The sequence below is a fragment of the Oceanobacillus sp. CAU 1775 genome (genome assembly GCF_054482815.1).
In genome coordinates this window covers 255,024-270,223 of record NZ_JBTLRO010000002.1, presented here as the reverse complement: position 1 = coordinate 270,223, position 15,200 = coordinate 255,024, and the positions used below count along the sequence as shown (strand labels likewise).

General features: G+C 35.4%; 15 protein-coding genes. 12 read left to right on the top strand and 3 right to left on the bottom strand.

What is annotated here, in order from left to right:
* The first annotated feature begins 9 nt into the window (after window positions 1-9).
* From tkt to ACXYMZ_RS04575, 6 genes are all read left to right on the top strand, one after another.
* Window positions 10-2,010: a transketolase gene (gene tkt, locus ACXYMZ_RS04600; protein ID WP_458947181.1), complete on the top strand. Its 2,001-nt coding sequence runs from the start codon at window positions 10-12 to the stop codon at window positions 2,008-2,010.
* 189 nt (window positions 2,011-2,199) lie between these two features.
* Window positions 2,200-2,646 carry a sporulation inhibitor of replication protein SirA gene (gene sirA, locus ACXYMZ_RS04595; protein ID WP_458947180.1) on the top strand — a complete coding sequence of 149 codons (447 nt, stop codon included), beginning with the start codon at window positions 2,200-2,202 and terminating at the stop codon, window positions 2,644-2,646.
* A gap of 52 nt (window positions 2,647-2,698) precedes the next feature.
* A complete protein-coding gene (locus tag ACXYMZ_RS04590; RefSeq protein WP_458947179.1) occupies window positions 2,699-2,923 on the top strand; it encodes a YneF family protein in 225 nt (74 codons plus the stop codon).
* 216 nt (window positions 2,924-3,139) lie between these two features.
* Window positions 3,140-3,844, top strand: coding sequence for a cytochrome c biogenesis CcdA family protein (locus ACXYMZ_RS04585; protein WP_458947178.1), 705 nt, complete (start codon window positions 3,140-3,142; stop codon window positions 3,842-3,844).
* Between the two features lie 70 nt (window positions 3,845-3,914).
* Window positions 3,915-4,286: a response regulator gene (locus tag ACXYMZ_RS04580; RefSeq protein WP_458947177.1), complete on the top strand. Its 372-nt coding sequence runs from the start codon at window positions 3,915-3,917 to the stop codon at window positions 4,284-4,286.
* Window positions 4,287-4,323: 37 nt separating this feature from the next.
* Entirely contained in the window at window positions 4,324-4,806 is a 483-nt protein-coding gene (locus tag ACXYMZ_RS04575; protein ID WP_458947493.1) for a CcdC family protein, read from the top strand.
* A gap of 71 nt (window positions 4,807-4,877) precedes the next feature.
* Here ACXYMZ_RS04575 and ACXYMZ_RS04570 read toward each other — a convergent pair whose 3' ends face one another.
* Window positions 4,878-5,417, bottom strand: coding sequence for a DUF2621 family protein (locus ACXYMZ_RS04570; protein ID WP_458947176.1), 540 nt, complete (start codon window positions 5,415-5,417; stop codon window positions 4,878-4,880).
* A gap of 201 nt (window positions 5,418-5,618) precedes the next feature.
* Here ACXYMZ_RS04570 and ACXYMZ_RS04565 point away from each other — a divergent pair, with 201 nt between their 5' ends.
* The 4 genes from ACXYMZ_RS04565 (at window position 5,619) to ACXYMZ_RS04550 (ending at window position 11,061) form a co-directional block, all read left to right on the top strand.
* Entirely contained in the window at window positions 5,619-6,737 is a 1,119-nt protein-coding gene (locus ACXYMZ_RS04565) for an ATP-binding protein (protein WP_458947175.1), read from the top strand.
* 221 nt (window positions 6,738-6,958) lie between these two features.
* Window positions 6,959-9,667, top strand: coding sequence for an aconitate hydratase AcnA (gene acnA, locus ACXYMZ_RS04560; protein ID WP_458947174.1), 2,709 nt, complete (start codon window positions 6,959-6,961; stop codon window positions 9,665-9,667).
* A gap of 485 nt (window positions 9,668-10,152) precedes the next feature.
* Window positions 10,153-10,725: a TlpA family protein disulfide reductase gene (locus ACXYMZ_RS04555; RefSeq protein WP_458947173.1), complete on the top strand. Its 573-nt coding sequence runs from the start codon at window positions 10,153-10,155 to the stop codon at window positions 10,723-10,725.
* A 36-nt stretch (window positions 10,726-10,761) separates the two neighbouring features.
* A complete protein-coding gene (locus ACXYMZ_RS04550; protein WP_458947172.1) occupies window positions 10,762-11,061 on the top strand; it encodes a hypothetical protein in 300 nt (99 codons plus the stop codon).
* Between the two features lie 258 nt (window positions 11,062-11,319).
* Here ACXYMZ_RS04550 and yidD read toward each other — a convergent pair whose 3' ends face one another.
* Both yidD and plsY read right to left on the bottom strand, forming a co-directional pair.
* Window positions 11,320-11,547 carry a membrane protein insertion efficiency factor YidD gene (gene yidD, locus ACXYMZ_RS04545; RefSeq protein ID WP_458947171.1) on the bottom strand — a complete coding sequence of 76 codons (228 nt, stop codon included), beginning with the start codon at window positions 11,545-11,547 and terminating at the stop codon, window positions 11,320-11,322.
* A gap of 54 nt (window positions 11,548-11,601) precedes the next feature.
* Window positions 11,602-12,183, bottom strand: a complete 582-nt coding sequence (gene plsY / locus ACXYMZ_RS04540; protein WP_458947170.1) for a glycerol-3-phosphate 1-O-acyltransferase PlsY — start codon at window positions 12,181-12,183, stop codon at window positions 11,602-11,604.
* A gap of 202 nt (window positions 12,184-12,385) precedes the next feature.
* Between plsY and ACXYMZ_RS04535 the strand changes: the two genes are divergently transcribed.
* Window positions 12,386-12,802, top strand: coding sequence for a CoA-binding protein (locus ACXYMZ_RS04535; protein WP_458947169.1), 417 nt, complete (start codon window positions 12,386-12,388; stop codon window positions 12,800-12,802).
* 396 nt (window positions 12,803-13,198) lie between these two features.
* A complete protein-coding gene (gene parE / locus ACXYMZ_RS04530) occupies window positions 13,199-15,154 on the top strand; it encodes a DNA topoisomerase IV subunit B (RefSeq protein ID WP_458947168.1) in 1,956 nt (651 codons plus the stop codon).
* Window positions 15,155-15,200: the final 46 nt, after the last annotated feature.

The following is a 15,200-nucleotide window of genomic DNA, read 5'->3' as shown; positions in this document are numbered from 1 at the left end:
GAGATTTACATGTCAACAATTGAACAACTATCAGTGAATACAATTCGTACATTATCAATCGATGCAATTGAAAAAGCAAATTCAGGACATCCAGGATTACCTATGGGGGCTGCTCCAATGGCTTATGCATTGTGGACAGATTTCATGAATCACAATCCTAAAAATTCTAAGTGGTTTAATAGAGATCGTTTCGTGCTTTCTGCAGGTCACGGATCCATGCTACTCTATAGTTTATTACACTTATCTGGTTATGATGTAACAATGGAGGATATTAAAAATTTCCGCCAATGGGATTCAAGAACTCCAGGTCACCCAGAAGTACATCATACAGATGGGGTAGAAGCGACAACAGGTCCGCTCGGCCAAGGAATTGCTATGTCTGTTGGTATGGCAATGGCAGAAGCACATTTAAGCGCGAAATATAACAAACCTAATTTTAATATTGTTGATCACTACACATATGCACTTGTAAGTGATGGTGATTTAATGGAAGGTATTTCTCATGAAGCAGCATCATTAGCTGGACATTTAGGTTTGGGTAAATTAATTGCTCTCTACGACTCGAATGATATTTCTTTAGATGGAGATTTAGACCGTTCATTCTCTGAAAATACAGAGCAACGTTTTAAAGCATACGGATGGCAAGTTATCCGTGTAGAAGATGGAAATAACTTAGAAGAAATTCGCTCAGCTATTAAAGAGGCTCAAGCAAACACTGACCAACCAACGTTAATTGAAATTAAAACTATAATTGGTTATGGTTCACCTAATAAATCAGCTAAATCTGATTCTCATGGTGCACCATTAGGAACAGAAGAAGTTGGTTTGACGAAAGAATACTACAAATGGGAGCATGAAGAATTTCATGTACCAGAAGAAGTTTATCAAGACTTTCAGGAGAAAATTCAAGTAAAAGCTGAAGGATTAGAAGCTGACTGGAATAAAATGTTTAGTCAATTTGAAGAACAATACCCTGAAGAATCAGCTGAACTAAAACGCGCAATAAATGGCGAGCTTCCTGTTGATTGGGAGAAATCATTACCAAGTTTTGAAGAGGGTAGCTCTTTAGCAACACGTGCATCTTCAGGAGAAGTCCTTAATGCGATTGCTAAATCTGTCCCTAACTTCATTGGAGGTAGTGCAGACTTAGCTGGATCAAATAAAACGCTTATCGATGATGAGGCAGATTTTACTAAAGCAGATTATAGTGGTAGAAATATTTGGTTTGGTGTACGTGAACATGCAATGGGAGCAGCACTAAATGGTATGGCACTACATGGAGGATTAAAAGTATATGGAGGAACGTTCTTCGTATTTAGTGATTACTTACGTCCATCGATTCGCCTAGCTTCTATTATGAGAATGCCTGTAACCTATGTATTCACACATGATTCTATTGCTGTTGGAGAAGATGGTCCGACACATGAGCCAGTTGAACATTTAGCAGCTTTACGCGCCTTCCCGGGTCTATCCATTATCAGACCAGCAGATGCTAACGAAACAAGTGCTGCTTGGAGATTAGCTTTAGAGTCAAGTGAAGAACCAACTGCACTTGTCTTAACTAGACAGAACCTACCGACATTAGCAGGTACGAAAACAGCTGCATATGAAGGTGTTAAAAGAGGGGCTTATACAATAAGCAAAGCAGAAAAAGAAACTCCAGATGCTCTGTTACTTGCTACTGGAAGTGAAGTTCAACTAGCTACACAAGCTCAGGTGAAATTAAAAGAGAAAGGAATTGACGTCTCTGTTGTTAGTATGCCTTCTTGGGATCGATTCGAAAAACAAGACGCAGCTTACAGAGAAAGTGTCATTCCTAAATCAGTTAAAAAGCGCTTAGCTATTGAAATGGGAGCATCCTTTGGCTGGGATCGATACACAGGTGATGAAGGTGCAATACTTGCGATTGATCGATTTGGAGCTTCAGCACCAGGTGAAAAAGTTGTCGAAGAATATGGCTTTACTGTAGAAAACGTTGTTAAAAAGTTAGAAGAACTAGTTAATAATTAATTTTCTCAACAAGTCATATATAATTTTAAAAATGCTTTATATTAGGCAGTTCTTCGTTGAACTGCCTAATATATTTTAATGAAGTATATAATAATTGCTAATGTGACAAAACTAGTGATTTTTTATCTCAAAATATGACAATATATTCTTTTGACATTGCGTATAATTGAACGATAAAGGAGTGAGTTCATGTATACGTATTCTGTTTTCTGTATTAGATCTGAAATTGTTACACATTACTATTATAAAACAGGCATTCTATATCGTTTTTTAAAGGAATTTAAGGAAAACCGTAAGCCTTCTTATCTACAGCTACAGTATAATTTTATCACAGAGCCACTCACACTCGATTTAATTTCCTCAAGTCTACAATATACAAATGAAGGAATTGATTGGGACAAGCGTGATAATTATTTAAAAATGTATAGGAATAATGGTCATTTATCGATTTATAAAGACGAACGACATTTAGAGTTCTCGTGTGACTCAATAGAGGAAGCAGAGGAGTTCTTATTTCCTATGCTCCGTCGATTGCCTTTACATTTTTTTGTTGTGAATAATACAATAAAAGACTACGGTTGGTTAACTTTAGATAAAAATAATTATTTAGAAATTAAACAAATATTGTATTCTTAGACGTTCTTTTATATACTGTTTAGAGAGAGTCGTGAAGGAGGAAAGTCAGAGTATGGGCACAATTTGGGTAGTATTAATTGCAATAGGAGCTTTAATAGCAGGAATTGCTCTTGGTTTCTTTATTGCAAGAAGATATATGATGAGTTATTTAAAGAAAAATCCACCAATTAATGAGCAAATGCTTCGTACATTGATGATGCAAATGGGTCAAAAACCGAGCCAAAAGAAAATCAATCAAATGATGCGTGCAATGAATAATCAGAACGAAAAGAATTAAATAATTTACCATTAAAAGTCCAAAACTATTTATAGTAAAGGACTTTCACTATGCGTTTTCAAAAGCATTTAAAAGGACAACACTTTTTATTTTCTATATACTGTATGTATAACTTGAAAATGGTAGAAAGTGTTGTCCTTTTGTCATAAATAAAAAGACATAGACCCACCATTTATTGTTAAAATGAAGTGAAACTACTTTCATAGGGGGATTATAATGTCTGAAATAAATATATTTCTAGCTTTTGGAGCTGGCTTCTTATCTTTTGTCTCTCCATGTGTTCTTCCGTTGTATCCAGTTTTCTTATCTTACATAACGGGCATGAGTATTAGTGAAATAAATGATGAAAATACAAAATTAAATCGCAAAGCAATTTTGCATACTATTTTCTTTTTAATTGGGTTTTCTAGTGTATTTATAATGCTAGGCTTTTACACAACTGCATTTTCTTCATTCTTATTAACGTATCAAGATATCATCCGACAAGTGGGAGCCATCTTAATTATCTTCTTTGGACTTGTAATAGTTGGAGTACTGAATTTTAATTTCTTAATGAAAGACAGAAAGATTCAATTTAAAAATAGACCAGCGGGTTATCTTGGTTCAGCATTAATTGGACTCGCTTTTTCATTAGGTTGGACACCTTGTACAGGGCCAATATTAGCAATTGTACTTTCATTAGCAGTATCTAATCCGGAAACAGGTATGGTTATGATGATTGCTTATATCCTTGGCTTTGCTATTCCGTTCTTATTAATGGCGTTCTTTATTGGTAAACTTAAGTGGATCAAGAAACATAGTCAGAAAATCGTTAAATTTGGTGGGTATGTGATGATCCTAATGGGGATTGCATTATTCTTTGACTGGATGACTGCATTCACATCTTATCTTGCTGGATTATTTGGTTTCTATGGATTTTAAAGTTGTAGGGGAATTTTGGCTAAGTGAATCAAAGAGAAAGAGATGTACTTAGTGTACTGGGGGGAATAAAATGGCGAAAGTGCTAATAGTCGATGACGCAAAGTTTTTGCGAGTAATGCTAAGTTCTATTCTTGAAAATGGGGACTTTGAGGTAGTTGCTGAGGCCGAAAATGGAGAAGAGGCTATCGAACTCTATAAAGAACATAGACCAGACATTGTAACAATGGATATTACAATGCCTGTAATGAACGGTATAGATGCTATAAGGGAAATAAAGAAAATTGATGAAAATGCAAGTATCGTCGTTTGTTCTGCTGTCGGACAAAAGAATGTTGTCGTTGAGGCAATCGAAGCTGGAGCAAAAGACTTTATTGTGAAACCTTTTAACGAAAAGAAAGTATTAGAGACTTTAAATCGTATTCTAGACCGAATTACATTATAGGCAAGAAATGGAATAGATTTGAGAGAGTGATTTGAACATGGTATGGGGTATTGCAAGCATGGTGGTAGCGGTAGTAATGGCTACAGCGATGATTTTCTTCCGAATGAAGATGGCTAGAAGACCAGCGACTGTTAAAAAAATTATATTGCCGCCAGTATTTATGAGTACAGGTGCGTTGATGTTTATTTTTCCAGTATTTCAAATTTCTTGGCTCCAAGTGATCGAGTCATTTGTTGTTGGTATTATATTTTCAATTATACTTATTAAAATTTCCAAATTTGAAATACGTGATGGAGAGATTTATTTAAACCCATCAAAAGCATTTCCTTTTATTTTATTTGGCTTGTTAGCAGTCCGTCTAATTTTAAAACTGATTGTGGGCGCGCATATTTCTCTAGGGGAGACTAGTGGCATGTTCTTTATCCTTGCATTTGGGATGATTCTTACATGGAGACTAGTAATGCTTTATAAATTTACAGAGCTAAGAAAAAGCATGACTTTAGAAAAGGCTGGGACATAATTAGCGTAATAAAAAAAAGGGTCCAATCACTAAAACTTAGTGATTAGACCCATTTTTAATTTATAAGAGAATTATTCTCTCACTTTTTTATAAATTTCCTGCCAGTTTTCTCGATAGTTATCTTTCGAAAGTTCGAAGAGATGCTCATATGGCGCAACATCTATTTCTTTTTGTCTCAGCTTCTTTCTAAGGAAGTTATGGTCCCGTTTAGGGGTCGCTATAATATATCCTTCAATCAATGTATTTTGTGTAATTGTTTTTTCATGCTTTTCTAAAGCAACTTCACCAATTTTACTGGCGATCTTTTGGCGAGCCACATCGCGGAATAATTCTGGAACAGGTGATACAAGTTCTTCTAATAATTCTTTTTCTTCGCTAAGCCACATATGCTTAGACTTTTCTAAATAATATTCTTCCCAGTCCATTGCAGATCTTCCATCTTCTTTAGGCAATCGCTTTAGAAATTTGCGAAACATAAAAAATCCGCCGATTCCCATAATCGTAATTAAAAAGAACCCCCAAAGAACAACAATAATTTCCAAAAACCTCACCCAATTTCTTATAAATATTGAATTGTTGCATTTATTATAATATTTATATTGTTTTTTCATATGGTTGTAGTAATATGAAGCTATACTCATTATAAAATGAATTGTAGATAGTTACAAATTTTTCAGTTGCACCCAGTACTTCTTTCATATAATTGTATCTAAAATAAGACAATACATACATGATAGCCTTTCACGATTAATTAGATATTTTTTCTTGTAAGGATATTTAAACTCTTTAAAAGAAATTAAGGAGAGGATGAATTGAGTATAGAATCTTTTTATTCCACAAATAATCTTAAGGAAAAACGACAAGTCTTTGATAGTTATGCAGATCTTCCAAGAAATTTTATTCAATGGATTGAAGAAAATCAAGCTGCAGGTACGATTGTTTGGAATGAAATAGGTGAAGTCTGTTTCATTTCTAAATCTATGATTCGCTTATTAGGTTATAGTAGGAATGATTGGTTGGGTTTAAATTGGAAAAACATTATAGAAGGTGAAATAGTTAAAGAGATTACAAGCAATTTTATCAATCGTTCAGTTAAAGAAAAAGAATTTATTATACCCGTACGTACTTCTGAAAATAAAGAAATACAATTCGAGGTTTTATTAGAGAAACTTTTTGATGACCATTCAAAAGAGAATTATTATATTGCATCTTTAAAAGATTTGTCTTATGTCAAATCAATGCAAGAACTAATGCTTCAAATTGAAAAAATGTCAGTAGTCGGCCAGCTCGGAGCAAGTATAGCACATGAAATAAGAAATCCGTTGACTTCTATTAAAGGATTTTTACAACTACTCCAAGCAGGTGTGCAGTATAAAGAGGAATACTACAGAATTATGGCAATTGAAATTGAAAAAATGGAAACGATTACAACTGAACTTCTGGTTGCATCAAAACCTACATCTGAAGATTGGCAAGAAGAAGATGTTTTAAGAATGGTTCGGGATGTGGTTTTACTTCTACAATCACAAGCAAGATTAAAAGATATCCATATTAAAATTGATTTACCGATAGACGAAAAGATTTATTGTAATGCTTCGCAAATTAAACAAGTGCTTATTAATTTAATTAAAAATGCGATAGAAGCAATGGAAAACCCAGGTGAAATTACGGTTGCTGCGAGGTCTTTAGATGAAAATGTTCATATTAGTGTGCGTGATGAAGGAATTGGTATACCAGATGATTCCTCAAAAAGGTTGGGTGAAGCATTTTATACGACAAAGAAAGAAGGTACTGGGCTTGGGTTGAATATCACAAAAGATATACTTTCAGAGCATAATGGTTCCTTAAGATTCTATAGAAATCCGGGTAAAGGAAGTACATTTGAAATCACCTTACCGAAATATACTAAAAATAAATCAGATGGACGATAAGAATCTAATCGTCCATCTGTTTTTATGTATAAGTAAAAGTTATCACTAAGCATAAAAATTTAATATAGCTTAGTGATAGCTAATGATTTGTTTTCTCTTGTATAATCCTATAATATAAGGATAAAGGTCTTTATTTGAAGAGATTTTATGAAATTTATACCTTTACTATTTTCAGAGTATAACAGACTAATAATGGTATCAAACGAAAGGGGAAGAATTACATGGGAAATGATGCATTTAATTCGAAAAAGCAATTTGATTTAAATGGTAAAAAGTATAATTATTATCATTTAAAAACGTTAGAAGAAAAAGGCTTAGGAAATGTTGATCGCTTGCCATTCTCTGTTCGCGTACTTTTAGAATCTGTTCTTCGTCAACATGACGGATTTCAAATTCAAAACGAACATGTAGAAGCATTGGCTAACTGGGGAAAAAATAAGGGAGAAGCGGTTGATGTACCTTTTAAACCATCCCGAGTTATTTTACAAGATTTCACTGGAGTGCCAGCAGTAGTAGACTTGGCTTCACTTAGAAAAGCAATGGTAGATATGGGTGGCGAGCCTGATAAGATTAATCCAGAGGTTCCTGTTGATCTAGTTATTGACCACTCTGTACAAGTTGACCAATACGGTACTACAAATGCACTACAAGCAAACATGGAAATCGAATTTGAAAGAAACGCAGAACGTTATGAGTTCCTAAACTGGGCTCAAAAAGCATTTGATAACTACCGCGCAGTTCCTCCTGCAACAGGTATTGTACACCAAGTTAACTTAGAGTACATTGCAAACGTTGTTCACGGATTGGAAACTGAAAATGGGGAGTATGATGCTTTCCCAGATACACTTGTTGGTACAGACTCACATACGACAATGATTAACGGTCTAGGTGTATTAGGTTGGGGTGTTGGAGGAATTGAGGCTGAAGCAGGAATGCTTGGTCAACCATCATATTTCCCTGCTCCTGAAGTAATTGGAGTGAAATTCGTTGGCAGCTATCCTAACGGAATTACTGCAACGGATCTTGCTTTAAAAGTAACACAAGTACTACGTGAAAAGAGTGTTGTTGGTAAATTTGTTGAATACTTCGGTCCTGGACTTAAAGATATGCCACTAGCAGACCGTGCAACAATTTCTAACATGGCTCCTGAGTATGGTGCAACTTGTGGATTCTTCCCAGTAGATGAAGAGACATTGAATTATCTTCACTTAACGGGTCGTAGTAAAGACCAAATCGATTTAGTTGAAAAATACAGTAAATTAAACAACTTCTGGTATGACCCAGAGGATGGAGATCCAGAATATACAGAGGTAGTAGTTATTGATTTATCTGAGCTTGAGCCAAACCTATCTGGTCCTAAGCGTCCACAAGACTTAATCACACTTTCAGATATGCAAAAAGAATTTATCAAAGCGATCACTGCACCTGAAGGAAACCAAGGTTTTGGAAAAGATAAATCTGAATTTGATAAAGAAGTAACTGTAACACATAAAAATGGAAGAGAATCTGTACTAAAAACAGGTTCACTTGCGATTGCAGCGATAACTTCTTGTACGAATACATCTAACCCATATGTTATGTTAGGTGCAGGGCTAGTAGCGAAGAAAGCTGTAGAAAAAGGCTTGAAAGTTCCTGATTATGTGAAGACTTCTTTAGCACCAGGTTCGAAAGTAGTTACTCGCTATTTAGAAGATGCTGGTTTACAGAATTATTTAGATCAATTAGGTTTCAACCTTGTAGGTTACGGATGTACAACATGTATTGGTAACTCAGGTCCACTATTAGAGGAAATTGAGAAGGCAATTGTTGACTCAGATTTAATTGCATCTTCCGTTCTATCAGGGAACCGTAACTTTGAAGGTCGTATTCACCCATTAGTTAAAGCTAACTATCTAGCTTCACCACCACTTGTTGTTGCATATGCTCTTGCAGGAACTGTTGATATTGATCTTTCAAAAGATCCACTAGGTGAAGATAAAGACGGTAATCCAGTATACATGAGTGATATTTGGCCAACAGCACATGAAATTAAGGATGAAGTTGCAAGAGTTGTTACTCCAGAAATCTTCTTGAAAGAATATGAGAACGTATTCGATTCAAACGAGAAATGGAATGCAATTGAAACAACTGACGAGCCATTATTCGAGTGGGATGAAGACTCAACTTACATTCAAAACCCACCATTCTTTGAAGGCTTGTCGAAAGAAAAAGGTATCGTTGAACCGTTAAATAATTTACGCGCAGTAGGTTATTTCGGAGATTCAGTAACAACGGACCATATCTCACCAGCTGGTGCGATTGCTAGAAACATGCCTGCAGGTCAACACTTGCAAGAAAAAGGTGTTTCACCAAGAGACTTTAACTCTTATGGTTCACGTCGTGGAAACCATGAGATTATGATGCGCGGTACTTTTGCAAACATTCGTATCCGTAACAAACTAGCTCCTGAAACAGAAGGCGGATATACAACTTACTGGCCAACAGAAGAAGTTATGCCTATCTATGATGCAGCGATGAAGTATCAAGATGCTGGTACAGGATTAGTAGTAATTGGTGGTAAAGATTACGGAATGGGATCTTCACGTGACTGGGCAGCTAAAGGAACGAAACTGCTTGGAATTAAGACAGTTATCGTTGAAAGTTACGAGCGTATTCACCGTTCAAACCTTGTAATGATGGGTGTTCTTCCTTTACAGTTTGAAAAAGGTGACAGTGCTGCGAAACTTGGATTAACTGGAAGAGAAACTTTCCATGTAGAGATTGATGAATCAGTTGGAGCAAACAGTCCAGTTCAAGTAAAAGCTGTGGATGAAAAAGGAAAAGTAACAGAATTCACTGCAATTGCTAGGTTTGACAGTCCAGTTGAAATTGAATACTACCGTCACGGTGGAATTCTTCAAATGGTATTAAGAGACAAAATGAAAGCATAATTAAATCTATTGCCGCTACTCAACGAAGAGTAGCGGCTTTTTTGTATAGTAAAGTTATTATATTTCCGAGATTTGGATAAAGTTTATGGAAAAGTCACGTCCGGCTCCAGTGCTAAAGCGGCGAGCAAACTTCGCACTCCTTCAATCGATAAAGAAGACTTGCCGATTGCTTTAGCAGAGGCTTAGTCGCACTTATACCCTTGTGGTGAAAGTCAACATCGGCTCGTACCTCACCGTGTTTCCTTTATCTCAAAAGAAAAGGGAAGTTCAACTAAAATCGCGACATCCCGTCGCTACATTGAACCACCTCACGTCCTGTGAGGCGCAGTTTGTTCGTCGTTAAACAGGCACTTCCGCCTTAGTTCTTGTCAACTTTCCAAACATTGGTGCGAATACCTTTACTTCACCTCACATAGTATTTACTATTAAAGTAGACAAGTATTTATTTTTATTTTTTTGATATGTACAATTCAGGAGATGATAGAATGCATAAAACAATACTAGGTGTTTCTCTTCTCATTATTCTAGTTGGGATTATGATAGGATCTTCAATAAATAATGACGAACAAACAGAAACAAATGATTTCCTACCTGATACAGGTGGAATGATTATGCCTAAAGAAGCAGAAGATTTTGTAGGAATCCAACCAGGAGAAACAGCAGTTGACTTTGAATTGGAGACATTAGACGGGGAAATGCTTCGCCTGTCAGACTTACAAGGCGAAAAGGTAATTCTGAATTTCTGGGCTAGCTGGTGTCCACCATGTCGTGAAGAAATGCCAGAAATGCAGGAGTTTTACGAAGAATATAATGAAGATATTAAAATTATAGCCGTAAATTACAATGAAACAGATGAAACGGTTAAGGATTTTATAGAAGAATTTAATTATACATTTACAACGCCTCTTGATCGTAATGGTGCTGTAGGTGATAATTACGGTGTGCTTAGCCTTCCAACAACTTACTTCATTGGTACGGACGGGAAGATTCAAGAACCTCGTCACGTTGGCCCAATGGATTATGAGTTTATGGAAGATATGATGGAAAAACTAAATTAATGAGTCATTCTCAACCAAATTAAAGGAGCAAGTTTTATGGCTTTTGGAATAAAAAGAGATGAACTAAAAAAATGGAAACAACAAGTATTAAATGGAGAGATTGCTTTTCTCACACACTATTGGATCGATGAACGATTTCCTGGTTGTGACACGGTAACAAAGGTAGGATGCTGCGATGTGAGTAAGTTAAAGGCATGGGGAAGAAAATATGGTCTAGAAGATCATTGGATAGATTATAAAGATAAATTTCCGCATTATGATTTATTTGGAAAATATCAATCACACATTCTCAAGAGCGAGAGAATCTGGGATCAAATCGAACGTTTTAAACTATAGGTTATGTTAAAGCTTATTGTTGATATAGTAATCTATAAAAAATCAGAATTATAAATTGAGCTTCGGAAATATACGGAGACTCCGGCGGGAGGAGAGGCTTAGGTGAGATCCCGCAGTACGCAAAGCGTACGAGGAAGCTCACCAGCCGCCCGCGGAAAGCGTAGTATATTTCCGAAGCGGGTTTATCCTCAAAACAACATCAAGCTTTAACAGAGCCAAACTATAAAAAACGAATGAACACAATGGTTCATTCGTTTTTTACTTTTCAGCCTTTTTATCTGGTACTAAGTCAACTCCACCCGGATGAAAGGGATGGCATTTTAAAATTCTAACTACAGTAAGATATAAGCCTTTGAAAGCTCCAAACCGTTGAAATGCTTCCAAGCTATATGCGGAACATGTTGGATAAAAACGACAGGTTGGTGGCTTTAAAGGACTAATAATCTTTTGATATAGTTTAACTATTCCTATAAAAATAAATCTCATATTAACCAAAACTTTCTATTAGTGATTTTCTTATATATAGCATATCATAAATTCTTACATCCACTTAATTTTTGGTTCGGTCCCTTTACGAATACGTTTAATATTTTCCCAATGACGATAAATGACAAATAGGGTGAGAACACCTAGTACAATTGTTAAACCAATATCTTGATAAAATAGAGATACAACAATGGTTACTAGACCTGTAAGCATTGAAGAAAGAGATACATATTTAGATAGATAAAGCGTTGCTAGAAACGTTGTAATCATAATGATAAACAGAATTGGATTAATTCCCAAAATAATACCAGCAGATGTAGCTACAGCTTTTCCACCTTTGAATTTAGCAAAGACAGGGTATGTATGACCTACAACGGCAAATAATCCTATAATTAATAAATAGATATCTACTTGAAATAATAAAGGTAAGATGGTTGCCAAGGTGCCTTTTAAAATATCTGAAACTGTAACGATTATACCAGCTTTTACCCCTAGAACTCTAAAGGCGTTTGTAGCTCCAAGATTTCCACTACCATGTTCTCTTACGTCTATTTTGTAGCCTAATTTTCCAACAATTAAAGCTGAAGGAATTGAACCAAGTAAATATGCAATAATAGCAAAAATAACATATTCCATTTAATAGTCCTACTTTCAAATTTATAATAAGATTTAGAGCCCTGCTTTATTTTAGCATGAATTAGTAATAGATAGAACTTATAATTCTAAAATTAATATAATAACGTTTTACGAGCGGGGGACAAAGTTATATTAGTTGACTGTAAATTAAATAAACTTTAAGATATGGCTAATAATAAATTATCTTGAGAGGATGAGTGTAATGAGTTGGGAAAATCCATCCAAAGCTGAATTAAAAGAGATCTTACAAGAAGCGAAGACAATTGCTGTTGTTGGTTTATCAAATAATGAAGAGAAAACGGCGTATCAAATTTCTAAAATCATGCAAGATGAAGGGTATAGAATTATACCTGTAAACCCATCAGTTGATGAAGTACTTGGAGAAAAAGCATATCCGACACTAAAAGATGTACCTGAAAAAATAGATATTATTAATGTGTTTCGTCGCCCTGAATACTTACCAGGTGTTGCGAAGGATGCTGCCGTAACAGACTGCCGTGTATTCTGGGCACAACAAGGGATCGTAAATCAAGAAGCATATGATTATCTGAAGGAAAGAGATTTTAAAGTTATTATGGACATGTGTATAAAAGTTGTCCATGCAGTTTTAGTAAAATAATCTTTAAACGAGATTGAAAATAAACATTCAACGAATTTATAGTACTTTTAGTTTTTAAGCTCTGGGAATATAGGATAGATTCTGTACACGAAGAGGCCCACACGCCTTCAACAGAATTTAGAATATATTTACCAGAGTGTTTTATTTTATCGAAACTTGAACCAAAAATTTTAAATATAATTATCTTAAAAAACCATCTATAAAATAAAATTTTAATATATTAGTGTATTTATTTCTGAATTTACGATAAGATAGTTTAGAAAAGCTTGAGATTACAATGTTTTCATTTACATTGACAAACATTTGTTCTAGAATTAGATATAGAGAAACTATTTGATATTATTTAATGAGATAGATGTAAGTTTTCACTCGGGTTAGGAAAGGGGAATTTTTACTTTGGTAAATCAGTCAAATGGATACTCAGATGATTCCATCCAAGTATTAGAAGGATTGGACGCTGTCAGAAAAAGACCTGGAATGTATGTAGGTAGTACAGATGAAAGAGGTCTACATCATCTAGTATTTGAAATTGTAGATAATGCCGTGGATGAAGCTCTTGCAGGACACGGAAATGAGATTAAAGTAACGCTACATAAAGATAATAGTATTTCTATTGAAGATAGCGGTCGTGGAATACCAACTGGTATGCACAGCACAGGTATATCGACAATTGAAGTAATCTTTACTGTGCTTCATGCTGGAGGAAAGTTTGGTCAAGGTGGTTATAAAACAAGTGGAGGTCTCCACGGAGTAGGTGCATCCGTTGTAAATGCGTTATCTTCTTGGATGGAAGTTACGATCCACCGTGAAGGTCATACGTATTTTCAGCGTTTTGAAAACGGTGGAAAACCAGTTGGCACATTGAAAAAATTAAAACCTACGAGAAAATCAGGATCAATTATTCACTTTAAACCGGATGAAACGATCTTTTCTTCGCATGTATTTGATTATGAGACGATTTCTGAAAGATTAAGAGAAGCAGCATTTTTACTTAAAAATTTATCAATTGAATTAGAAGATAAGCGTGCAGATACAAAAGAAACTTTCCAATATCCAGATGGACTGAAATCATTTGTCGACTATTTAAACGAAGAAAAAGACACATTACATAATGTTGCATTTTTTGAAGGTGAAAGTGCTAAAATCCAAGTTGAATTTTCCTTTCAGTTTAATGATGGCTATGCAGAAACCATGTTATCGTTTGTAAACCATGTCCGAACAAAAGATGGTGGAACACATGAAGTTGGTGCACGTACAGCAATTACGAGAGCTGTAAATGACTATGCTCGTCGTACTTCTTTACTGAAAGAAAAAGATAAAAACCTCGACGGTGCTGATATTCGTGAAGGTCTCACAGCTATTATTTCCGTAAGAATTCCTGAGGATAAATTACAATTTGAAGGCCAGACAAAAGGAAAACTAGGGTCACCAGAAGCCCGTTCTGCAGTTGACACAGTTATAACGGAACAAATGGCATATTTTCTCGAAGAAAATGCCGAGATTTCGAAGCAATTGGTTAATAAGGCAATTAAGGCAAAAGAAGCCAGGGACGCGGCAAGAAAAGCAAGAGATGATGCACGTTCTGGAAAACAAAGAAAGAGAAGAGATACTTTACTAAGTGGGAAACTCACACCAGCTCAATCGAGAAACCCGAAAAGAAATGAGCTATATTTAGTAGAGGGAGACTCTGCCGGAGGTTCTGCCAAACAGGGGAGAGACCGTAAATTCCAAGCTGTTTTACCCTTAAGAGGTAAAGTAATTAATACAGAAAAAGCAAAACTTGAAGATGTCTTTAAAAATGAAGAGATTTCAACAATCATTCATACAATCGGTGCAGGTGTTGGTGTCGATTTTGATATTGATGACGTGCAGTACGACAAAATTATCATTATGACAGACGCGGATACGGATGGAGCACATATTCAAGTGTTATTGCTTACATTTTTCTATCGTTATATGAGACAACTTATAGAAGCAGGCAAGATATTTATTGCCTTGCCTCCATTATTTAAAGTCTCTAAAGGAAAAGGCAAAAGCGAAAAAGTTCATTATGCTTGGGATGAAGCAGGAATGAAAGAAGCAGTTGCGAAGTTAAAGAGCGGTTATATGATTCAGCGTTACAAAGGTTTGGGTGAGATGAATGCTGATCAACTTTGGGATACAACGATGAATCCAGAGTCCCGAACGCTTATTAGAGTGACGATTGAAGACTTTACCCGTGCGGAAAGAAGAATAACAACACTTATGGGTGACAAAGTAGAACCTCGAAGAAATTGGATCGAAGGAAATGTGAAATTTGGTCTTGATGAGGACACGAATATTATTGAAAACGAAAAGATTCGTACAGAATAATTGTAAAGTAAGAAGTATTTTGTTTTGTGTAAGGTGAAGGAGGAAG